This is a genomic window from Idiomarina sp. UBA3176, assembly GCF_002364295.1.
GTDB lineage: Bacteria > Pseudomonadota > Gammaproteobacteria > Enterobacterales > Alteromonadaceae > Idiomarina > Idiomarina loihiensis.
Genome location: NZ_DEXU01000010.1, coordinates 1 through 23,096, shown reverse-complemented (window position 1 = coordinate 23,096; position 23,096 = coordinate 1). Strand labels below are relative to the sequence as shown.

Below are 23,096 nucleotides of genomic sequence, written 5' to 3'. Positions count from 1 at the left end.
AACACCATGCTGACACGCAGGGCATGTAATGGGATAGGACGGAAGGAGGTCAGCTACCTACATGTGGTAGTCTTACTTTTCGACCAAAAAAAGTGAGTTCCAACATGAGTTATCGGCAGCTGACCGAGAGACAACGATATCAGATTTCTGCGTTGCTCTCAGAAGAATTTTCACAACGAGAGATTGCAAAAAAGCTGAAAATATTGCGCCCTCGACCGTCCATCGAGAGTTGCGACGTAACAACAATTTGTGCGGGTCATATGACCCTCAAAAAGCTCAAGAGCGTACGTTAAAACGACGCTCCAAGCCAAAACCCAAAAGAGTTTGCGAGAATACTCGAAACGCTGTAGAGCTTATGCTCAAGATGGACTGGAGTCCCGAGCAGATATCAGCTATCTTTACGCGGATAGGTTATCCAGTCAGTCACGAGTGGATTTACAATTTTGTACTGGCTGATTTTTATGGCGGAGGTGGTTTATTTACTCACCTACGCCATCGGTTAAGACGCTATAAAAAACGATTGCATAAGCAACGTGGTCACATTTTAGGCCGTCGCTCGATACACGTTCGGCCTGCAATTATTGATGACCGGGAGCGCTATGGCGACTGGGAAATCGACACCGTTATCGGCAAGCGTGGAACCGGTGCTACTGTCACGCTGTTAGAGCGTCAATACGTGCCAAAAGGTACTGATTTGCGCACTATAACTAACGAGCTGATGGCTAAATATCAGCAACGCTTGAATTTAAGACCCCGGAAAACTCTGGGGTTTATTCAGCCAGACATAATTTTTAAAGAGCAATTGCAACAGGCTATGAGCGAGTGTTGCAGTTATTAGTTGAATCTAGGATAGATAGCAGGTAAACGTAGTAATTGAAAACTATGCTAAATAACGACAGTGATTAAACCAAGATGAAATTAGAAAAATTCGATAAATCAATTGACCAGCCAGTCCTGCATATTTATGGTTACTTTGCATCGTCTTTTTTAACCTACTAACAACTTCTGATACTCCCACCTTATCCCAAAGCTTACATTTATCTATCTCATCAAATATCCATTCCCAGTTATTTAAAACAACATTAGATGAGTCATATGTCCACCCCATCTTGCCTATAACATCTGAGTCAAGTGAAATATGTTTTTTAAGAATTTCTCTTAAAATAAGTTTGTTTTTTAAGGTACTTCGGTCAAATAAATAGGCTTCGGGCATTTTACCGAAATATTCAGCCACTTCTCTATTGGCGAATGGCAAAACTATTTGTGAGTTGTTAGCAGCAACAAAATTAAATAGCTTTCTTATCATTCTTTCTGTAATAGTTCTCGTTGAATAAATATCTGATTTGAAATCAAAAATATCCCAATCCTTTCGTATTTCTGATTCAAAACTCCAGTAAGGGTGAACAGATACTGAGTTACTGTAAATCTTTTTACTATCCTTAAAAGATAAACCCGACATACCAAACCATTCGGCAGGTGTCCTCACAACTGAATTTATTGTGCTTTCAGAGTCTACTACACTCCTAAGAAAAGACAGCTTAGAAGCTAACTTTGCATATGGCAAAAACCTTAGCTGTCTTCTATTTGGCGGTGACATCATGTGACTATCGTTTCCATCCCCGAAAATTATATTGGAATCTTTCAAATGGGGAGCTTGATGCGAATATAAAGGGTAAGCAAGGCTTACATTATCCGTACAAGGGAAAGGAGCTCGGGAAAAATATTCTTCTATCGCTTGCTTATGCTGAACTTCTAACCTATCGACTTCATATAAGGTTTCATGTTTAAAGCCCAATTTCTTCGCAATTTTGCCACTGATAACACTTTCATCTGCCTTACCTTTAGATTTATGGGTAATTAAAGTCACTTTGTCTTGCCAACCTGCTTCTGCCAAAGCCAGGGCGATGCTATTACTATCCTTTCCAGCGCTGTGAAACAGAAAACTTTGTTTTGAATGATCAATCCGACTTACTGTTGCTTCTGCTAGCATTTTTAGGATTAAATCTTCGTCCGGCTGCATTTCATGAGTCTGAAAACGATCAACGTTTAAAAACGGAAAACGATGATTAAATTGAACATCGATTTTGCCGGCGACCGTTGAAACCTTAGCCGTGTCTCCAATGCCTATAATGTAAAGCCCTTTATAAGCTGTCTTAGGAGGCGGAACCACACCGCTCTGCAATAAAAAGGATATCCCCTCACAGCTAACATTTAACGGCTTAGGTACTCTCACATCGTTTAACAATTCAATAATAGAGTTAGAATAAAGCAAGAATGTCTTATCTTGTGGCCAGTACAAATAAAGTGGAATTTCCCCAGCCAAATCTGATTCAAGTATCATTGGAGGCTGATTTACGGAATAATAGTTGATCATTTAATTTTCCTTACCATCTGCCAAAGCTTTTAGTTATCCTCTTCTAACTTTCTAAAGTTTGTAAATTGGGTCAACCTAGGGTGTTTTTTATTAAACCTCATATTTATTCCGCTAATTAACCTTGATAGATGATACAGCCATCGGTTGAACTTGAAATGATTCTCTGGCATTTTAATGTTCTTTAAAGAGTTCATTGAGTGCTGGCAACTTTCATTGGTAAATATCTCAGCCGAATTCAGGTGGGAGTACTTTAAATCCAGCCTTTTTTTGATATCCATTTTCATATAACTTTCAATCAATTCTTTGACAGAAATTAAGGGCAAATCCAAACCTTTCAGGTTGTACTCATATTGATAGACATCAGAAAAATAGCCATAAGTTTTAGGTTGAGTCACATTCTCAACACCTACAATAGAGGGAATCCCTAACGAAGCCGCTTGAATAACTGCCGTACCACTCCCAATAAAGAAATCATATTTAGCAACAACTTCGTCAAATAATGAATAATCAAAACTTCCTTTAATCTTAACTAAGCTACCTAAATCAAATTTTTTTATTTTATTTTGAATTTCATTTTTTAATGGCCCATCACCATAAATATCAAACTCAACCAAAAATCCTCTCTCATTGAGTTCTCGAACTACATCTAACATGTATAGATTGTAAGTTTTAAAATCTACGAGTCGACCAACAGCGCATATTTTTAATGGATTACTAAGCTCGCTACTTATCGTAATGTTTTTTTTCTCAACTACACCGAGTCTGAAAGTTTGAGACTCATTAAAGTTAACTTTCTTATGTTCTGAATAAAGTTGCCTATTACCCTCTGAGAAAAAAAGCAATGACTGTTTAGGTAAGTAATTAAAAATAAATTTACGATTTAATTTTTCATAATATGGTACTTGCGTCCCACCCCAGAGGTATTTTATGTAATGATAAAATCCTATTGTTATAGGGAGTTTTTTCCCGACAATTTTATTAAACCTATCACCTATTAAAGCATGCATTCCATCAAACACATGAATTTGATCTATCTTTTCAAAAACTTTCAATAAAGAATATTGCTTAACTGGCGATATTAAAGGCAACCGTCTAGATATGAAGTTAGGGACAGCAAACAAGTCTTGCGGAAATAGAACCGAGGAATATTTTTTCATTTCAGTTAGAAGCTCTTCGTTGCTCTGCTCGGGTTCTGAAAACAATAGTATTGTTGTAGGCAACCCAAGTTTTGAGCGCTCTTTCGCCATCCTAACAAAAAATGTTTCTATTCCGCCAATCCTAAGAGCACTATAAATAAATAACATTTAATTCCCTTTACTCAAGTAACCTTTTAAATATGAATAAGACAATAGCAACCTTTTGAAATACATACTGAATGTCAACGCTAAAGCCCCTAGCCACAGTAAATAAAAGTATGTGATCCTAGCTTCGGTTATTACCATAGTGGATGTCACGGTCATATAAATAATTACCAGCATATAAACTTTTAACCTTGGCAATGAACACCACAGCTTTGCACTCGCTTCAGTACGTATTGTGAAAAATACAAAAAAGGAAGCAACTGTGGCTAATGCTGCACCACTTGCTCCATATTCTGGAATAAGTAAGTAATTCAAAACAATATTTGTTATAAAAGCTCCTATGGAGGCAAACATAGAGAAGCTTGTGCGTCGAGCAATTCCAATCCCCACTACTGTTGTTTCAGAAAGAATGTAAAATAAGGGCATAGCGACACAGGCAACTACTAAATACTCGACTGCTTGGTACTCACTTGGTAAAAAGTAGAGAGCTACCCATGACAGAGTCCCTACCAAAGACCATATTATTGCGACAGCTATAAGCATATTTTCAATTACCGCTTGTACTTTTTCTGGCTTAACTCCCTCTCTAACCCACTTATAGACCGTTGGGTGCCATAAATTTGAAAATATAGTGGATACGACTGAAACAGCGGCCGCTAAGGAGACGGACACGGCATATACACCTAGCTCTTCAAAACTTGAGTACGCTCTCAAAAAAAATCTATCGATTGTGGTCAGCCCCCAGTATGCTAGTCCACCGGCAACTAACGGTAGGCTAAATGAAAGCAGATTTTTTACTAGATCTTTGTTTAGTGGTTTAAAAAGCGCTGGTACCCATGTTTTTCTAGTTAACCATGCGAACAAGCTTAAAGATCCGAATAATGCAGAGATATTCATCAGCATTAAAACCTGAAACCTTGCCTCTATACTAAAAACCAAAATGAAACTTATAAATAAAACCAATAGTAGCTTTGGTGTGATCTGTGTAGCTGAAAATGCTAATCCTCGCTCTTGCATTCTCAGGACGTGTGCCAGAAAGTTGATTACTAGCTTTGAGTAAATACCAATAAGCAAAAGCACAACAAGAAAGTTTGATTTTATACCAAACAAAACTTCTGAAATCGAATAAGGTAAACACAATGTCAATAGCAATGTGACAGTTAGGAATGCAAAACTCGGTAAGATTGCGGCTTTAAACAGCACTTCCCGATCATCAACCTCATAGTACTCTCTTACATAAGCCTGATGCATAGCAAGGCTAAATAAACTTGTACTTAGCCCGATTATTACTTGCAACATAGTAAAACGGCCAATATCTTCTGCCGTAAAAAACCATGTAAGGAATGGTAATATGATTAAACCTAATGCAGCTCCTAAGATCGGGCCTAGCGCGAATGCAGCAACTTTCTTCGGAGTCACACGTAAAACTCTTTAATAACGCCGACAACCGAATCCTGCTCCTGCTCTGAAATGCCATACCAAATCGGCAGACGCACAAGACGTTCACTTTCTATCGTGGTGTTTTTATCAAGCCCTTCGAATCGCCCAAATCGCTCTCCGGCATTTGCTGTATGGAGCGGTACATAATGAAAGGCCGCCATTATGTTACTCTCTTTCAGAAACTCAATAAGCGCGGAGCGTTCTTCTAGGTTGGCTACCTTTAGATAAAACATGTGAGCGTTATGCTTACAGCCCTCAGAAAGAGTTGGTAACTGTATTAATCCAGACGCTTCTAAGTCACGCAATTCAGAAAAGTATTTGTCCCACGCTTTTAATCGAGCTGCATTAATTTTTTCTGCATTTTGAAGCTGAGCACAAAGATAGGCTGCTTGTAGCTCGCTCGGTAGATAACTACTCCCTACGTCAACCCATTGATATTTATCAACCATACCTCTGAAGAATTGACTACGATTAGTACCTTTTTCTCGGATAACTTCTGCACGTTCAAGGAATTGTTTGTCATTGACAATCAACAATCCACCTTCCCCTCCACTAGTATAATTCTTAGTTTCATGAAAACTAAATGCGCCTAAATGCCCAATGGCTCCCAACGCTTGGCCTTTATAAGTACTCATCATGCCTTGAGCTGCGTCTTCAATAACGTAGAGATCATGACGTTCAGCGATATCCATAATACAATCCATTTCACAGCCAACGCCAGCATAATGGACAGGAACTATAGCTTTAGTTTTGTAGGTGATAGCGGCCTCAATTTTCCTTTCGTCAATATTCATAGTATCTGGGCGAACATCAACAAAGACGATTTTAGCTCCCCTTAACACAAACGCGTTTGCCGTGCTAACGAAGGTAAAACTTGGCATAATCACTTCATCGCCAGGTTGAATGTCAACGAGTATTGCCGCCATTTCTAATGCAGCGGTGCACGAGGGTGTCAAGAGCGTTTTACTTACACCTAGTTTATTCTGAAACCACTCTTGACAGCGTTTACCGTAAGGACCATCACCAGAAATTTTATCGCCTCGAATAGCTTCAAGCACATATTCATCTTCGAGTCCTGTATAAGGGGGTTTATTGAATGGTATTTTATCTTTCATTGGTATAAGCCGAACCTTGATCTAAACGAAATTCTATTAGTTAATTCATTTCCAGTTTTATCAACAATAGAGGTTACTTTTAATAGTCCTTTACCACAAACGACTGTAGGGAGTCCTTTAGTTAGAAATATGACTTTACCTATATGCGCTTCTCTATCTTCTACGGCTACGTCATCAACCGAAACCGCTTCTAAGATTATAACTTCTTTGTTATTCAGATATGTATGAGCTCCCGAATAAGGACTCCCAACAGCATCAATAAAACGTTCTATTTTTTCTGATGTATGATTCCAGTTTATTCGGTAATCGTAAAAGTTTCGCCACAAACTGTACGACGCCTCTTCTTCATTTTGCACTTTTAATGGTAAATTTATACCAGATAGAATATGGTTACTTATTTCAATTACTAAATTAGAATATAGTGGCAGTATAATTTCAATTGCGTCTTTTATTTTTAAAGGATAACTAATTTTAACCGACTGCTGTCTGATAATATCACCCTTATCATACTCACTTGATGCCTTAAGCGCAGTAACTCCAATTCTTTCTTCACCGTTAATCAACATGCTTACTAAAGGTGCAAAACCTCTATACTTCGGCAACAATGAGTCATGGAGAACAATCAGATTCTTTTCATTAAGAATCCACTTCCAGCCAATAGCAAACGCATAGTCGGCATCATGGGAGAAGACTTCGCCTCTATCATAAAAAGCAATGTTATTTTTTGAACACAAGCTACGTATTTCTAGATAAAAGTCATTCTCTATATTGAGGTCTCGAGCACTAACAACATATGCTATTTTGGAGGCACTCAAAGCATCGATAAACTTACCAAGTACGTAGAGCCCTTTTTTTCCTATTAGAAAGAAACCAACATTCAAAATAAACTCACCTTAAATATATCAACTATCATCTTCTAACTAGTTTAAGTCTTGGCATAACGACAATAGATATTGCCCATATCCATTCTTCGATAATTCTTCACCATGCTTTTTTATATCTTGTTCGCTTAGCCAACCATTATAAAATGCAATTTCCTCTAAACATGCGACTTTGTAACCTTGTCTCTTTTCGATCGTTTCGACAAACTGCGCGGCCTCTAATAAGCTTTCATGAGTACCAGTATCAAGCCACGCAAAGCCTCGACCTAATAACTCAACATTTAAGTCACCACGCTCTAAGTACGCTTGATTTATGCTAGTAATTTCAAGCTCGCCCCTATCGGAAGGCCTAACTTTCTTAGCTATTTCTATAACGTCGTTGTCGTAAAAATAAAGTCCGGTAACAGCAAAGCTAGATTTAGGCTTTTTAGGTTTTTCTTCAATTGAAACAGCCCGCTTGTTGTCATCAAACTCCACAACACCAAAACGCTCAGGGTCTTTTACCTGATAACCAAATACTGTTGCACCTGATGTTTGTCTTGCAGCATGTTGCAATTTAGGGCTGAAGCCTTGTCCATAAAAAATGTTGTCACCCAACACCAAACACACACTGTCATCACCAATGAATTCTTCTCCAATGATAAAAGCTTGTGCTAAACCATCTGGACTAGGTTGTTCTTTATAGGAGAGTTCTATACCAAACTGAGACCCATCACCTAATAGCTTTTCAAAGTTTGGTAAGTCTTCTGGCGTGGAAATAATGAGTATTTCACGAATACCCGCCAGCATTAAAACCGATAGCGGATAATAAATCATTGGTTTGTCATAGATTGGCAGTAGCTGCTTAGAAACCCCTTTCGTTATTGGGTATAAGCGTGTTCCCGACCCGCCTGCTAATACTATTCCTTTCATGCCACTTCTCCTGACTGAGTACTTCCTAGCCGCTCTCGCTGATAGCTACCGTCCTGCACACGCTGACACCACTCTTGGTTGTCTAAGTACCATTGGACTGTTTTACGTATACCGGACTCGAATGTTTCTTCGGGCACCCAGCCTAAATCCTTTTTAATTTTTGTTGAGTCAATGGCGTAGCGCATATCATGGCCGGGGCGGTCTTCAACGTAGGTTATTAACTCTTTATATGAGCGATTATTGGGGACTAACTCATCAAGTATGTCGCAAATAGTGGTGACCACTTCAATGTTTTGCTTTTCGTTATGCCCACCAATGTTGTAAGTTTCACCAACTTGGCCTTCTGTTGCTACTTTGACTAATGCTCGGGCATGGTCCTCCACATACAGCCAGTCCCGTATTTGATTTCCTTTGCCATAAACCGGTAGCGGCTTACCGTCTAACGCATTTAATATCATTAATGGAATGAGTTTTTCAGGAAAGTGATATGGCCCGTAATTGTTCGAGCAGTTAGTAATAACCGTTGGCAATCCGTAAGTACGATGCCAGGCTCTGACTAAGTGATCACTACTGGCTTTTGAGGCACTGTATGGCGAGCTGGGTTTGTACGCTGTGGTTTCAGTGAATAACGGTAGTTCGCCTTCATGTGTATCAGGATGCGGTAGTTCGCCTTCATGTGTATCAGGATGCGGTAAATCACCATACACCTCGTCGGTCGATATATGATGAAATTTAAAAACGGCTTTTTTGCCTTCCGGCAAGCTCTGCCAGTACGCTCTTGTCTGCTCTAATAGCGTGTAGGTACCAATAATGTTGGTTTGCATGAATTCGCCAGGACCATCAATCGAGCGGTCCACGTGAGACTCTGCGGCCAAGTGCATGACAACGTCAGGCTGATGCTCTTCGAATACACGTTTGACTTCGTTTGCGTCGCAAATATCAACTTGCTCAAAAGCATACCGTTCACTGTCACTGACGGATGCCAGGCTTTCGAGGTTGCCTGCGTAGGTGAGCTTATCAACATTCACAACACTGTGATCGGTGTCATTGATGATATGTCGAATAACGGCTGATCCGATAAATCCGGCTCCACCGGTTACAAGAATTTTCATAGATTATTAGCTTTTCTATTCTTAAAAGTTGGAATTCTAGCGAAAAAAATCCCGAAAATTTTCGGCATTAAAACTCAGGATTTTTTTAAGGAAAGACAAATTTCGTTGTGACTGGGACTAAATTTCGGCTTTAAAATTAAATATAAATCATTGATTATTAAAGGTTAAATCGAATTTTTTGTAATAGGTCCAACTATTACAAAGTTGCATCCCCTCACTTTATTTTTCATCTTCTTTTCTGAATATATTTCTAACTAGCACAAATCCAACACTTAAAAAGCCGCCTAAGAAGGTGCCAATAATGCATATTAAAGCTCTGGAAGGTTTGGCTTTTTGTTCTGGCACTACGGCCGGGTCTAGCGTTTGAAAAATATACTCAGGGCGCACATTCGCCAACATAATAGTTTGGGTTTGCTTTTCTATTAGCTGATAAAACACCTGCTGCATGTCACTCAACGAAGTGTTTTGCAGTTCTTTATCTAAATATTCCAGACTCCGCTGAGCTTCCTGAATGTCACGTTCGCGCATGTGGTTGTTAATTTCTTCAATCAACCATACTACCCACTGCTCAGCTATTTCTGGTGACTGATGGTTAACCGCTACAGTCACTAAGCCTGTTGTGTCATCTTTACTAACTTCCAGCACTTGGTCCCTAAAAACTTTAACGTACTCCCAACTGGAAGGTTCTGGTTGTTGCGGTGGCTCTACTTCTCTTACCCACTCTTTTGTGTCTGGGTTATAAACCTCATTGTTAAAGACAATACCCGTACCACGGTTCCATTCTTCTACCGCCATAAGCTCCGGCAGAATGTCATACTTTTCTACAAAGCCTTTAATAAAGGCGCGTGATTTAAGAATTTCTAACGCAATGGTGGTTTTGTCCGTGCTGTTTCCACCTAAGTTCACACCGGCTAAGCTGGCTAATCCGCCTAGCTGCCCTGCCATTTGAGAAAGCCCGCCACCGCTGGCTTCTTCCGTCGGCGCTAGGGTCGCTTCTGACTTATAAATATTGGGTAAACTCAAGGAGTAAATTACAGAGCCCACAGCAAATACAAAGGTAATAGCAATAATCCACCATTTACCCTGCCAGATAATACCAAAGAGCTCGCGGAGATCTATTTCGTCGTCCTGGTAATCCGAATGCCGAGGTGGATCGTAATTATTCGTGTTGTTCGTCATTTTTAGCCTTCAGGTACGCTACCGCCCATGGGGTGCGGCTCCCATAGACCGATAACTCTGTTATTTTTTTGTGGTATGTGCGGTACTGAATTTAGATCAAGCGCGTATAATAGCGCATGCAGCCCTTGTCCTACAAAGGCTTTATCACATCTTTTCGATGGAATTTTGAGCAGTTGGTTCCGTTGGTGGCTACAGCAGCGACGCCAGGAATAGGGTAAACGGCTTTATATCTTGTTTAACGCTAGCCGCTTCCAGTGCTTGCATATATTCAGTGCGCCTTTCTACGGGAACCACCGTCCACGGGCAGCCCCCGAAGCCAGCATTAAATTCATAATGAAGCGAGCTATTCTGCCGTTACCGTCGAAATAAGGGTGAATATAGACAGGCCCTGTCCGGTAACCGGCCAGCACATGAAAGATATAACGCTTCAGTTGTTTAACGAAGGTAGATGGTGGGACGCTGCAGGCCTTAATTTTGCCGGGGAGCAAATGGCTGCAGCCGTTACGCTCTCATACCTGCATGTCACCTATTGGTAAGAGGATGGTTTAGCGCGTGGTGAACTGTCTATGGGAGATGCTGTAAAAGCTATTCGTACTCAGTTATACGATATGAGCCAAGCCCATTACGCACGCTTTATGGGCATCTCTGATAAAACGCTGCGAGATATCGAAAAAGGCAACACTGATCCTCGGTTATCTATTATCGCGAAGCTGCTCGAGTCCGGAGGCCTGCGTTTATGTGCCAAGGTCATTCGGGTAACCGTGTCTTAATATCACCCTTTTGTCCGATAGCGCAGGCCTCCTACATGTAGACTGACGTTATTACGTCAGGAGAGATATTGGAACAGCGTAGAGTTTGCCACCAAAAGGCAATACCTGTTCGCCATCATAAAAAACGACGCCACCAGCGAAGTCACCCTTACAGGCTTCTTTGAGTCTAATAATGCCTTTAAAGTCTGACGGCTTCACAGTTGCTGCCGCCTTTATTTCTATACCTGCCTTCAAGCGGCCTTTCTCAATTAGAATATCAACTTCTACTTTGTCCTTGTTTCTAAAATGATAGAACTTCAGGTCCTCATCATACCAACCAGCATGTTTTCTAAGCTCCTGATAGATGAAAGTTTCCAGTAATTGTCCAAGTAACTCTTTATCCTTCCAAAGCTCGTCCAATTGAAAATATAAGCTCGTCTAATTGAAAGTAAGACATCGGCTAATTATAGATTTATGTGTGCAATACCACCCTTTTTTCGGTAGCGCTTTTCCGCTAGTTTTTGTAACCTTGTTGCTTTAAACAAGACGGAACCAACACATGGACGTTATACACCACGGCGCATTTGAAGGGGTTACCGGCTCTTGTCACGAGCTTTTCTTAGACAGTGACCACTCACTTTTAATTGACTGCGGGTTGTTTCAGGGCGCGGAAACCTCGGGCTCTGGGGCAGATTCCAACGCTCAGGAAATAGACTTTGACATAAGCAAGGTACAGGCGCTGGTGGTGACTCACTGCCACATTGACCACGTAGGTCGTTTGCCCTGGTTGCTTATTGCGGGCTTCACCGGCCCCATATTCTGCACCAAAGCCACCGCGCTGTTGCTACCGCTGGTCATTGAGGACGCCTTAAAGGTCGGCTTAACCCGTAACGCAAAGATTATTGATGCGGTTATTGCCCGCCTGCGGCGCCAGCTGAGTCCTTTTGTTTATGATAACTGGTTTGAATTACCCGCCGAGTTTGCTGCCGAGCATTTTAAACTCCGCTTTCGTCAGGCCGGACATATACTTGGGTCGTCTTATGTTGAAATTGAAAATGTGAACACTCACTACCGCGTGGTGTTCTCGGGTGACTTAGGTTGTAAAAACACACCACTGCTGCCCGACCCAACGCCGTTAGAGCGCGCCGACTTTCTGTTGCTGGAAAGTACCTATGGCGACAAAAACCATGAGTCCCGCGCTGATCGCTCTCAGCGGTTAAAGGCGGTGGTTGAGCGTTGTGTGGAGAACAAAGGGGTTATTTTAATTCCGGCTTTTAGTATTGGCCGTACTCAGGAACTGCTGTACGAACTGGAAGACATTATTCACCAGGCGCGCGAGCTGGAAGCTGAAACCGGAGTAGCTGACCCGGTGTGGCATAAAATGGCAGTTATTCTGGACTCACCGCTTGCTGCACAATTTACAAAACAATACCGGGCCATGAAAAATTTATGGGACGAAGAAGCGCACCAGCGTCTAGATGAAGACCGGCACCCGCTTAATTTTGACCGTTTGCTAACCGTAGATGAGCACAGCGAGCATGAGCGTATTGTGAACTTTCTGCAGAGAAGCGGTGACCCCTGCATTGTTATTGCTGCCAGCGGTATGTGTACCGGCGGGCGCATGCTGAACTACTTAAAGGCCTTACTGCCCGACCCACGCACTGATGTGTTGTTTGTCGGGTATCAGGCTGCGGGTACACCGGGGCGGGATATTCAGCAATATGGTCCGGGTGGCGGTTATGTTGAACTTGACCACGAGCGGGTTTGGATTAAAGCGGGCATTTATACCTTAGGCGGCTACTCCGCCCACGCCGACCAGCAAGAGCTTTTAGACTTTATTGACGCCACCGAAGAACCGGTTAAGCGTATACGGTTAATTCATGGCGAAGCCGATGCCAGGCTGGCATTGGCGGCCAAAATTCGCGAGCGGTATGGGTTGGATGTCACCTAATCTGGGCGACAAATTCCCCGATGCATCGGTAGCGGATATTACGCAATAGTTGCAATTCACCGGCTTTTTGCTCATAAACAGGTAATGCTTCTATCTGCGCAATAAGTTCATCTGCTTGCTGTTGAATTTGAGCGCAAACTTTGTCAACTTCACGCTCTGCAACACGCTTACTTAACCTAAGCTCTTGAGCGAAAGCTAACACGTCCTCTCGGGTGACTTGCCCAAAGTTCCTGGCATTTCCCAATGGCTGAGACAACTCCTCATTAATATGCTCACCCGCATTAGCATAGACAGCCGTTGATAAAAGGTCGTAATGCGGCATAAGTTGGCAGTCGTTCAAACTGTATGAAAATGTCAGGTTTTTTAAATGAGCATCACCGTTACCAACAAGGAAATTAAACAGCGCCCAGCGAAACAAACGGGTTGCCGTTTGCGCCGGAGCTCGTGTCATTGCAATTAGACTATTAAGCGCAGTGACGTTACTAGCCCGGTATTTAGCCGATGCAGAAATATCCAGAATTTGGCAACCATCCAGAACATGAAGCCGCTTAATGTTTGGTAGTTGTCCAGTACGATCAAAGCGTTCAACAATGTAGACCGGTTCCGGGATGTAATCGATAGCAACACGTGGAACCGTTAACTGGCACTTTTCGGCCAATGTCATTACGAAGTGTTCATTGCGCACAGTAAACCAGTATGAGCCCGGTTCAGAGTGTTCCGGTTTTAAAATGTGCGTTGATGGCACCTGCCCGCTTGGCTCAAAACGCTCTTTTCCTTTTATTACCAACAACATTTTATGCTGTGCGCCAGCAAGCGACATGCGCTTACGTTCTTTATTATTGAGCTGTGTTTTCGGCAATTTTTGAATTCGTTGGCTTAGTTCTTTGTCCGACAACGGAAACAGTTCACCCGGTGGCAGTTTCTCATCGGGTTTTAGCAAGGTAATAGCACCTGCTGACTCAGACCCTATAGCCTCTAAAAGCGCAAATGCGTCCTCTTTATCCAGTTTATAGTCTTTTGCCAAAACCTCGCGGGCTTTCTCTTCCGGTAACAGGTTGTCAAAAAACCATTGAACAGGACGTTTGGTACCGGTATCGATATGCGCTTCTTGCCGCAAAAGAAGCGACGGAGTGAGCGGAAAGGCATTCGGCTTACTGAGCCAGTCGAGGGCGTATTCAAATGCCCATAAACCATTGTGCTCACGCAACTCGCCGACAATCTCATCGTTGATATAAACAACAAGACGGCGTTCTTCGATTATGAGTTCACTCATTGCCGGTTAACTCTTGTAGCTTTTGATTGCATGAGCTGTCGGGGACATCCAAATACACTTTTATACCCAATGCTGAGAGCATGTTAAGCGCTTTCTCCAACTGCACAGTCGGTTTTCCGTTCTCAAACTGGCTAACAAAGTTAATACCGCAACCAGCAAACGACCCAGCTGTTGTCTGATCCAGCTCTTGCTGTTGCCGCACAACTTTTGCAATGCGCCCAATGATTTTTGTGTCTTTTGCTTCTAGCAACATGGGAAGTTTCACTTAAGATTAAATTCACTTGATTGAATGAATATAGAAGAAAAAAGAATAATATCAATAAATTTCATACGATAGAGTGAATTTTATTAGCTTAATCATTTCTAAACAAAAAATTCACTTTAACGAATGAATTTTAAACCTAACGTGAATAAGGTCAGCTACAACCGCTAGACGGGATAAGACGGCGCAATGTAGCGCATGGCTTTTTCATACAGCACAATATGCTTCGTCTGATTCTTTTCCCATATCAGCTTGTGTAGCCTTGTTACTTGGTTCATCGAAATCTTAGTTTCACTTTAAGTTGCCAAATATCGCAAAATGAGATATTTTATCAGCATAGGATGCACTTTGAGAATTATCACAAAGAAGCGAGTAAAAAATGCCATGCTTCAATACCCTCAGTGGCAAGCAGGGTTAGATTTATGGTGTCATATTTTTAGTCAAAGCTCTCTTAATGCGCATTCTTACAACCAAATTAAAGATATTTGGCGCCGAGCATCCGGTTGGAATACAGACCGAATAGCCGGAAAGCGGCTGAAGAATGAGAACGGTGGCTATGGCACCATATTTGATTTATATATTTTTGATGTCCACGGAAGCAGCTGCCGAATACTTGCAAAACTAGGACACAATACACTCTTTGTAAGAGATATTTTGTCACACTCCGAGTACGATAAGTGGTGTAAGCACAATGTTCACCAGGGCAAATTAAAAAGGTAATGACTATGAACGCTCAACAGGACGAAATGGTCGCACTAGGGCAAGTAGCTTCTGCAATAAGTGCTACAGCAACGGAGTTTGCTGGAACTGCCGTTGAACTTTTTCATTACACTTATACACCCATTCAGTCTGAAAAAGAGCTTATTGATAGAGCCGCTGTTATGGACTACTTAATGGATTTGGCTCAGCACGAAAACGATATTGTGCTAGTGTTTGCTAACGCAATTTCTGATCGCATCGAAGAATTTGAAAATCAAATGGAAATACCTACTGTTCCAGTTGCCGAGAAGCTAAAAATGCTAATGGAAACCCGCTCAGTAAAACAGAAAGACTTGAAGAATATAGCGCCTCAAAGCGTAATAAGCGAGCTATTAAACGGCAAGCGCACTGTCAACCTAAACCAAGCAAAAGGCTTTGCCAGATATTTTAACCTTCCTGTTAGCTACTTTGTTGAATAGATACCGCACCTGACGTAATTACGTCAGGAGTACGACTACAGCCGTTCGGCAAGATCAGCGGGCGCAATGTAACGCATGGCTTTGCCTTTGCTGGCTTTACCCAACAATAGTAAGTCTCGTTTGGCGAGGTCATTTAAATAGGTCCGTGCGGTATTCTCATTACATCCAAGGTTGTTTGCCACGGTTTTCACGGTGAATACCCGCCCCGGGTTCTTCACCGCTTCTTTTAATATGTCCAGTTGCCCCCTTTTTAGAGCTTTGGCAACAGAGCTTTTTTCAACCCAATTCATGAACTCGAATATTTCTTTTTGCTTACGCTCTATGTAGTCGCGCAAGGCGTCAACAGCTTTCACCACAATGCCGACCTGATGATACAGAAAGTAGGTTAGGTCATTATCGTCAGTTTCGGTGTATAAAAACGCCTGATCATAGTCGGTACGTTTTTCCTGAATCAGTTTACTAATGGACACATATTCGAACAGCCAATAGCCCGACTTCAGCATAAACCAATAAAACAAAGCTCTTGCAGTACGTCCGTTGCCATCGCCAAACGGGTGAATATAGGCCACCATAAAGTGCAGAATGATAGCTTTGACTAAAGGATGAATGAAGTTATCCGAGTTAAGTTGTCCGTGCTCTTCATTGGCAAACTGACACAGCTTTTCCATACGTTCCTGTAGGCTACTCGCTTTCGGCGGCACATGCGCTACGTCGTTATATTGGTCGCGTATATCAATATCGTCACTCGTTCTGAACTCACCCGGAACCGCGTCATTATCGATAGCATTATGGGTCGCTATCTCATGTAACTCCAAAATGAGAGGAATGTTTAATTCATCACTCTTCAGACTGACCGCCCGCTTCATTAAACGGTAGTTATTGGCGATCATTTGTTCGGATTTGTTCTGTGGCTGACGCTCCGATTCAAGCATCTCTTTCGCAACTTTGCGCGTTGTCGACGCTCCTTCCAGTTGCGAAGACGTAATAGCCTCTTCCATCAATAAACTTTGGACTAAATAGGCATTCTTTTCCTGCTTTCCGAAGAAAGGATGATCGGAAACGCTTTGCGAACCTCCGGTCAGCTTATCAATATAATGGAGTTTTGCCTGTAAAGAGTCGGGGATACAGGCTTTAAAGCAAGATGCGTCATTGATAATGCATAACTCTGACAAATTGCGACTCACATTGGTTCTGGCAATTTTGGTTGCTAACCATGCGAGCTCTGCGTTATCGCTTTTTTTAACCCGCCACTTGAATTTGTCCCACGGTAAGTACTCACCTTTCGAGTTGGTGATACTATAAGTTTTCATTGCTTTAAAAACCGCCTCAGGTGGAAATTCCGAAAATAGTTTTTCCATAGAAAGTGGTACTCTAACCCTTGCCATTACTGTTATCCAAAGCAAACAATTGAATTTAAATATAGTAAAAAAACAAAGAAAACACAAATTTTAAAATTTACGTTTTAATAAACTCCATAGATAAGTCGCATTAGTGATAGGATCGACATATCAGGCTACTACCACTCAACAACAACGGGTTGTTCAAGGTAGGGGTTGTGGTGGGTGCGCAGGCTTTCTTTGGCGGCTTCTTCGGAGTTTAGACCCTGGTCGATGCTGCCGTCGTTGTAGCGCAGGGCGAAGGGCTGGTTAAACGGCCGCGAGCGCACGCAGTCATAAAAGGCTTTCAGGGTATGGCAGGTTGTCGCTGTCATTTTGCTGTTACTGGTGTTGTCACTGGACATAGTTCACCTCGCGCGTTCAGTCGATGCAGATTGATCCACTGTTGTTCAAAGAGTTCGTTAAAAGCGGCAGCCCTGGCCAGCGCCCGCTGAATGGTGGCTTCGTCGGCTTCGACAATAACCTGCAGCCGCATAGGCCGGTGCACAAAGTCGCTACCGTTATGTACTGACTGCCAGGCCAGCCCCTGCCGCAAGTCGCCACCGTTGCCTTCAAAAACACCAATGTCGTTGGCTACCCGGTTATGCAGCAACTTATTGCCGCTGCCCAGTTGTTTGGGTTCGGTTACTGAACAGTAGTACTGCCAGTTTATCCAGTTAGCGACCAGCCCCGGCGCGCTCATGAGCTGAGCCAGCAGTTCACCATTTGGGTCATTTTTACTGTTGTAGTCGTGCAGAAAGTTACTGCCGATGGTTTCAGCAGAGGTTAGCCTGTCAGACTGTCCGAAAAATAAGACGTTATTGTCAGCCAGCCCCCATTCCGGCCGCAGTTCAGCCCAGTGGCCGGAACGTGTTTTGCGGTCTTTTGCTGACTCGCCGCTGGCCTGGGTTAGCTGTTCCGTTGCTGCGCGGAACATTTGTTTGACACTGTCCGGCACGGTATTAGATAACCAGATAACCTTGTCGGTGACGGTTTCGTGCAGAGCGGAATGAAACTGGGTTGCTTCAGGAATAGCGACGCCCCGCTCGCGTAAATGCTTGCGAATGTCACTTTCGTTAAGCAGCCGCACTAATACCCGGGCACTTAACGCACCGGTTTGACCACCGCAGGCGCCGCAGTTAAGACCGGCTCGCTGAGCGTTGTTGCTGTGATGCGAGCCATGCCCCACCAGCACAATATGCTGCGCAAAACGCTCAAACTGCATTCCCGCCAGAGCCTGCTGACATATATCCACCAAGGACGCCATTGACGCCTCGCCGTTTTGCTCGCAAATGCTGCCGTCGGCAATGTACGCATTATTAGCTGTAGCCAGTTGTCCGGGCACTCCGGTGAGTAAGGACTTCAGTTTACTTAAGCCCAGCGCCTCAACGCCGCTGAACATGGATACCGGCGCATTGAACATATTGCTTAATAAGGAACCAACCGATTGCTTACGCGCTGGTGCTTTAATGTAGTACGCCGGTTGCAGTAACCCCGGTACATGTGGAACATCGCGACCTTTGCGCTGAATAGCCAGCGGCACCCCGAAGAACCCGGCAAAGCCTTTGCTTTGTACGTAGCTGCCAAGGCTTTTTCCGGCCTGTTCCAGCGCACGACGATAGCGCTCTGAGCGCACATCGATGCAGAACACTGCTTGCACGTCCGGCGTGTTGTTCTCTTCGGCCGTGTCGGGCTTAAACTGCAACCTATTTAGCTGCGAGCGCTCGTAAGCCGCCTGCCACTGCCACAATAAGCTGTTGTGCTGCTCAATATGAGCCACCTGCCCTTCACAATTTTCAACTTGTGCGCTAAGCGCCTGCTGCAATTGCTGATAAACCTTAGTATTGGTGCGCTCAGCCAGTTGCCACAGAATGTATTCCCAGGCCAGCCGAATGCACAGCAGTTCAAATACCCACTGGCTGTCCTGACGAGCGTCCTGATACGCAAATGCCGCGGCCCAGCCCCATAAGTCACTGATAAGTGCCTGGCTGTAACAGCGCAGAGCGTAATCTGACGCGTCACTTAAAAAGTTGTCATGGCACACCTGAATAAGCTTGTCCGGGTCGTCCGGCAATTGCGCGAATAACTCGGTGAGTTCGGCCTCGTCCATTAAGGTTTCAATGCCGCGATCGGCACGCGAAATAGTCAGCCAATGCTGATACAACGAGCTGTCTTTACCGGCCTGCTGAAAGCGGGTTGGAAACTGCATGAATAAGCCACAGGTTTGGCTAATTTGCAGAACAACTTCGTCGTTCCAGCGCATTTTGCGGCGACGCCGCGTGTATTTGTCCACCAACTGACTGAGATTACGCCATTGCGGCAGCTGCGCTTTTAGCAGGGCGCGCTGCTCCAGCTCGTTTACCATGTTGTTGGTGACCAGCCCAGCGTCTATTCGGTTTTGCTGCCATTGTTGCCAGTAAAAGTCCGGGCTCATGAGCAAACGTGTACCGGCGCTGTAACGCCAATGCGCGGCAACCCCCGCTACCGGCTGCTGGCGGTAATGCCAGAAGGGGTTAACGGCTATCCACTGAGACAGCGGCCACTGCGGCGCAATGGCTTTACTCACCTGCCCGGCAATAGTCGCTAAACGATTCGCTGTGCTCATGAGTGTTTCTCCCGCTGAATGCGACCCTGGCGCTGGTAATAGTGAATAGGGTGACTGGGCCAGAGCCACAGCACCAGCCGCGTTAACCATTCGTCGAGATACAACCCGGCGTTTAAGGTAATGAACCAGCGCTGGCTAAGCCGGTGCGACGGCGTGTGATGCACCAGCCAGTAAGTAAAAGCGAAGGCGTTGAACATAAGGGTTACAGCAGGCTCCAGCCAGACACTGCTGAACGGCGGCTGTGGCTCAATAACCTGATGCGCCAACCCACCCAGCAAAAGGTAAACTACGACAGTTAACGCCGACACAGCAATTCGCAGCAGCTTCTGATGCAGATTCATCCATAAAGTGGTGAGCGCCATAGCAAGTAACGCCGAAGGAAGCCATTTAGGGTTTCCCAGAAACCACCAGCAGGCGGCGGCAATAATGCCCTGAAATGCTATAAAGACAACACCAATACGCCACAGTGACCGGGCTTTTGGCTGCTTTATTATTGCCACTTCGCTTACCGACAAAAACGCATGGGCTTTATACACCGAGTGCGCCACCAGGTGCAGTAAAGCTAAGTCGTAATAACCTAAGCCAATTTCCAGCAGCATAAGCCCCATTTGCGCGCTGGTAGACCAGGCTAAGCGCACTTTTATGCTAATGCGGGTGGCCATAATAAGCGCGGCAAAGCAGCACGACGCCGCCGACACCAGACACAACAGCCACACGGCCGGTGCGCTGTCGCTCCATAGCGGTACGGTTGCCAGCAGCAAAAAACCGCCCAGGTTAATAATGCCGGCATGCAACAAAGCAGAAACCGGGGTTGGTGCTTCAACCACCTGAATGAGCCAACCGTGCAAGGGTAGCTGGGCGCATTTAATGAGCGCCGCCATAACCAGGCACAGCGCGGCAATGTGCTGAGAGAAGTGCGTGGGGGAGGTGGCGAACTGCTGCAGAACGGTGTCCAGCTGCAGACTGTCGGTTGTTAAATACATAATAATAAAAGCCGTGCCCAGGAAGGTTTCGGAGCAGCGCGCCAGAATGAATTTTTTGTGCGCAGCCAGTACGGCGCGGTCGCGTTCGGGGTAGAACATAAGCAGGCTGTGCAGCTGCAGGCTTATTGCCATCCAGGCTGCGAAAAAGACAATAAGGTTATTACTGACAATAAGAATGAAGACCGCTATAAGGCAGCCAACCAGCTTGGTGACGAATGCGCGGCGGCGCGGGTCCAGCCGGAAATTTCTGAAGGCGTAGCGCGTAACGACCCACGCTAATACTGCAACCAGAACCAGTAAAACCGGTCGTATGCCCGATAGTGTCAACCATTCCGCCATGAATGCGCCTCGTGTGTCTTGTTTGGAGCAATTATGGGTGCTGGCTTGATGTTAAGTAAAATAGATATAAACTATAAATTCATTCGTTTTAAGTGAACGGTTGGTGAGCCCGATGAATTATAAGCACCTTTATTACTTTTGGCACGTGGCAGAAAACGGGCATTTAACCCAAACCGCGCAGAAGCTTCATGTGTCGCAGTCGGCATTGTCGGCGCAGATAAAACAGCTGGAAGAGTGGCTGGGCACCCCACTGTTTGAGCGCACAGGGCGTAAGTTAGTGCTGACTCAGGCCGGGTACATTGCGCGCCAGTATGCCGACCGAATTTTTCACGAAGGTGAGAACCTGGTTAACCAGCTAAAGCAAGGCATGGACGGCAGTGATTTGGTTGTGCGCATTGGTCATGCCTCGACTATGTCGCGTAACTTTGTGGAAGCTTTTATTCACGAGCTGGTGCATCAGCAGGACGTTCAGTACCGGCTGCATTCGATGACGCCGGACCAGTTATTTAATGAGCTGGCGGATCATCAAATTGATATTGCGCTGGCCAATACCAGTGTTCGCGGCAGCGACAAGCAACTGTGGCAGAGCCGCTTACTGGCGCGGCAGCCGGTGTCTGTTATTGGGCCTCCGGGTCGTGACATTGAGCAATTAACCGATGTGGCTTTGACCAATAATAACTGGGTGTTGCCGCCGGAAAATATGCCGTTGCGTGCGGCTTTCGATATGCTCAGTGCGGAGTACAACTGGCAACCGCGAGTGCTGGCCGAGGCCGACGATATGGCAATGTTGCGCCTGTTAGCCAGGGATACCGGCGCGCTGGCAGTTATTCCGGACGTTGTGGTGCGGGACGAGCTGACCAGCGGGCAGTTGAAGCGCTATTTAACCCTGCCTAATGTATTCGAGCATTTTTACGCCATAACCCTGAAGCGCCCATTCGAACACCCCATGGTCGCCAAGCTGCTGCAGCGGTTTGTTTAATGTTACGTGAACTACACCCACCGAATGGGCTGACGCCCGTGTTGCTGTAAATAATCGTTGGTTTTGCGGAAATGGTTGGCGTCGAAGAACCCGCGATGTGCTGACAGCGGCGATGGATGCGGCGCGGTCAGTATGCAATGTTTGTTGCCGTCAATAAGCGGTATTTTCTTCTGCGCGTGCGAGCCCCAGAGCAAAAACACCACATGATCGGTTGCGTCCGACACCTTGCTGATAACGGTATCGGTAAAAGTTTCCCAGCCCCAACTGGCGTGACTGTGCGCATTACCCTGCTCTACCGTAAGTACGGTATTCAGCAACAACACACCCTGCTCGGCCCAGCTGGTTAAATCACCATGCTGCGGTAAGACAGTATCGGGGTAGTCTATGGCTATGGCTTTAAACATGTTGCGCAGCGACGGCGGAAACTTAACGCCTTCGGGTACTGAAAAGCTCAAACCATGCGCCTGACCGGGGCCGTGGTATGGGTCCTGCCCCAGAATAACCACTTTAATGTTTTCCGGGTCGGTGAGCTTAAGTGCGTTGAATACGTCTTCTTTGGGCGGGTACACCACGGTTTCCTGCCGCGCCTGCTCTACGCGCTGCCACAGCTGCTGAAAATAAGGCTTCTGCTTTTCTTCGGCTAAAAGAGTGCTCCAGGGCATGGTCTTATTCCTTTGTTTTGTGTCGTGCCGGGTTCCACGTACGTTGTTGCTGACGGCGTAGCCTGACATTTATGTCAGGTGAGATATCGTTCCTGACGTAAACGTCATATATGGTCCCCTCCCGTTTTGCAACGGCAACTCGTGGTAAATGTCGGGGCGCTCGCATATATACGGCCTGTTTATGGTGCGCGCTTTGCGCACCTGGCCTGGATGAACTCCGCACGACAACTGGCTTATCAGGCTAACGTACTTTATGTACGGACGTTCAACAGTCTCAGTTGTCGTCGGTTTACCCTATTTTACCATCCTGTTGACGTTTGCAACTCCCGGAAGGAATGAACCTTCGCTGTGCTCTTTTACTGAATGCTGTTAAGCAGCAGTCATCCGGTAATCTTCCTGATTCTTTAACATCGCCCAGATTATCC

At 44.8% G+C, this 23,096-nt stretch carries 22 protein-coding genes and 1 pseudogene; 6 read left to right on the top strand and 17 right to left on the bottom strand.

The genetic code is table 11. From position 1 onward, the window contains the following. The first annotated feature begins 104 nt into the window (after positions 1-104). Positions 105-838, top strand: a pseudogene (locus tag B2U97_RS04570) (IS30 family transposase). Between the two features lie 42 nt (positions 839-880). Here the strand turns inward: B2U97_RS04570 and B2U97_RS04565 are convergent. The 9 genes from B2U97_RS04565 to B2U97_RS04525 all read right to left on the bottom strand — a co-directional run bounded on the left by B2U97_RS04565 (position 881) and on the right by B2U97_RS04525 (position 10,724). Further along, entirely contained in the window at positions 881-2,374 is a 1,494-nt protein-coding gene (locus tag B2U97_RS04565) for an asparagine synthase-related protein (protein ID WP_286822815.1), read from the bottom strand. A 29-nt stretch (positions 2,375-2,403) separates the two neighbouring features. Further along, entirely contained in the window at positions 2,404-3,678 is a 1,275-nt protein-coding gene (locus B2U97_RS04560) for a hypothetical protein (protein ID WP_286822814.1), read from the bottom strand. After that, the gene (locus B2U97_RS04555; protein ID WP_286822813.1) at positions 3,679-5,094 is read right to left on the bottom strand and encodes a lipopolysaccharide biosynthesis protein; all 1,416 of its coding nucleotides are present in this window, start codon (positions 5,092-5,094) and stop codon (positions 3,679-3,681) included. Then, positions 5,091-6,230, bottom strand: coding sequence for a dTDP-4-amino-4,6-dideoxygalactose transaminase (rffA, locus tag B2U97_RS04550; RefSeq protein WP_286830278.1), 1,140 nt, complete (start codon positions 6,228-6,230; stop codon positions 5,091-5,093). The genes B2U97_RS04555 and rffA overlap by 4 nt, the downstream gene beginning before the upstream one ends. Then, complete coding sequence (locus B2U97_RS04545) at positions 6,227-7,111, bottom strand: methionyl-tRNA formyltransferase (protein WP_286822810.1); 885 nt, start codon at positions 7,109-7,111, stop codon at positions 6,227-6,229. The genes rffA and B2U97_RS04545 overlap by 4 nt, the downstream gene beginning before the upstream one ends. A 39-nt stretch (positions 7,112-7,150) precedes the next feature. Next, positions 7,151-8,023: a glucose-1-phosphate thymidylyltransferase RfbA gene (rfbA, locus tag B2U97_RS04540; protein WP_286822809.1), complete on the bottom strand. Its 873-nt coding sequence runs from the start codon at positions 8,021-8,023 to the stop codon at positions 7,151-7,153. Continuing rightward, complete coding sequence (gene rfbB, locus B2U97_RS04535; RefSeq protein WP_286822808.1) at positions 8,020-9,135, bottom strand: dTDP-glucose 4,6-dehydratase; 1,116 nt, start codon at positions 9,133-9,135, stop codon at positions 8,020-8,022. The genes rfbA and rfbB overlap by 4 nt, the downstream gene beginning before the upstream one ends. A 219-nt stretch (positions 9,136-9,354) precedes the next feature. Continuing rightward, positions 9,355-10,314 (bottom strand): Wzz/FepE/Etk N-terminal domain-containing protein, encoded by a 960-nt coding sequence (locus B2U97_RS04530; protein ID WP_286830275.1) that lies wholly within the window; start codon positions 10,312-10,314, stop codon positions 9,355-9,357. Between the two features lie 281 nt (positions 10,315-10,595). Next, a complete protein-coding gene (locus B2U97_RS04525; protein WP_286822817.1) occupies positions 10,596-10,724 on the bottom strand; it encodes a Fic family protein in 129 nt (42 codons plus the stop codon). Here B2U97_RS04525 and B2U97_RS04520 point away from each other — a divergent pair, their 5' ends adjacent. Continuing rightward, entirely contained in the window at positions 10,725-10,850 is a 126-nt protein-coding gene (locus B2U97_RS04520) for a hypothetical protein (RefSeq protein WP_286830282.1), read from the top strand. It begins immediately after the preceding gene. A 30-nt stretch (positions 10,851-10,880) separates the two neighbouring features. Beyond that, positions 10,881-11,084 (top strand): helix-turn-helix transcriptional regulator, encoded by a 204-nt coding sequence (locus B2U97_RS04515; RefSeq protein ID WP_286822806.1) that lies wholly within the window; start codon positions 10,881-10,883, stop codon positions 11,082-11,084. A 51-nt stretch (positions 11,085-11,135) separates the two neighbouring features. Here the strand turns inward: B2U97_RS04515 and B2U97_RS04510 are convergent, their stop codons facing one another. After that, entirely contained in the window at positions 11,136-11,483 is a 348-nt protein-coding gene (locus tag B2U97_RS04510; RefSeq protein ID WP_286822805.1) for a DUF4143 domain-containing protein, read from the bottom strand. Between the two features lie 139 nt (positions 11,484-11,622). Between B2U97_RS04510 and B2U97_RS04505 the strand changes: the two genes are divergently transcribed. Continuing rightward, a complete protein-coding gene (locus tag B2U97_RS04505; RefSeq protein ID WP_286822804.1) occupies positions 11,623-13,014 on the top strand; it encodes an MBL fold metallo-hydrolase RNA specificity domain-containing protein in 1,392 nt (463 codons plus the stop codon). Here the strand turns inward: B2U97_RS04505 and B2U97_RS04500 are convergent. Beyond that, on the bottom strand, positions 13,007-14,287 hold the full coding sequence (locus B2U97_RS04500) for a HipA domain-containing protein (RefSeq protein ID WP_286822803.1): 1,281 nt from the start codon (positions 14,285-14,287) through the stop codon (positions 13,007-13,009). The two genes, B2U97_RS04505 and B2U97_RS04500, sit on opposite strands and share 8 nt — an antisense overlap. Beyond that, positions 14,280-14,540, bottom strand: coding sequence for a transcriptional regulator (locus tag B2U97_RS04495; protein ID WP_286822802.1), 261 nt, complete (start codon positions 14,538-14,540; stop codon positions 14,280-14,282). Before B2U97_RS04495 ends, B2U97_RS04500 begins: the two co-directional genes overlap by 8 nt. Positions 14,541-15,274: 734 nt before the next feature. On the opposite strand from B2U97_RS04495, the gene B2U97_RS04485 reads away from it, so the two are divergent. Beyond that, positions 15,275-15,727, top strand: coding sequence for a helix-turn-helix domain-containing protein (locus B2U97_RS04485; protein WP_110013627.1), 453 nt, complete (start codon positions 15,275-15,277; stop codon positions 15,725-15,727). A gap of 35 nt (positions 15,728-15,762) precedes the next feature. On the opposite strand, the gene B2U97_RS04480 is transcribed toward B2U97_RS04485, so the two are convergent. The 4 genes from B2U97_RS04480 to B2U97_RS04465 form a co-directional block, all read right to left on the bottom strand. After that, the gene (locus tag B2U97_RS04480; protein ID WP_286822800.1) at positions 15,763-17,037 is read right to left on the bottom strand and encodes a Fic family protein; all 1,275 of its coding nucleotides are present in this window, start codon (positions 17,035-17,037) and stop codon (positions 15,763-15,765) included. 206 nt (positions 17,038-17,243) lie between these two features. After that, positions 17,244-17,468 (bottom strand): hypothetical protein, encoded by a 225-nt coding sequence (locus tag B2U97_RS04475; RefSeq protein ID WP_286822799.1) that lies wholly within the window; start codon positions 17,466-17,468, stop codon positions 17,244-17,246. Next, positions 17,435-19,708, bottom strand: a complete 2,274-nt coding sequence (locus B2U97_RS04470; RefSeq protein WP_286822798.1) for a putative inorganic carbon transporter subunit DabA — start codon at positions 19,706-19,708, stop codon at positions 17,435-17,437. Before B2U97_RS04470 ends, B2U97_RS04475 begins: the two co-directional genes overlap by 34 nt. After that, a complete protein-coding gene (locus B2U97_RS04465) occupies positions 19,705-21,030 on the bottom strand; it encodes an NADH-quinone oxidoreductase subunit L (protein ID WP_286822797.1) in 1,326 nt (441 codons plus the stop codon). Before B2U97_RS04465 ends, B2U97_RS04470 begins: the two co-directional genes overlap by 4 nt. Before the next feature lie 112 nt (positions 21,031-21,142). Here B2U97_RS04465 and B2U97_RS04460 point away from each other — a divergent pair, with 112 nt between their 5' ends. Further along, entirely contained in the window at positions 21,143-22,009 is an 867-nt protein-coding gene (locus tag B2U97_RS04460) for a LysR family transcriptional regulator (RefSeq protein WP_034818456.1), read from the top strand. Positions 22,010-22,020: 11 nt separating this feature from the next. On the opposite strand, the gene ung is transcribed toward B2U97_RS04460, so the two are convergent. Further along, entirely contained in the window at positions 22,021-22,671 is a 651-nt protein-coding gene (gene ung, locus B2U97_RS04455; protein WP_011233781.1) for a uracil-DNA glycosylase, read from the bottom strand. Positions 22,672-23,096 lie beyond the last annotated feature (425 nt).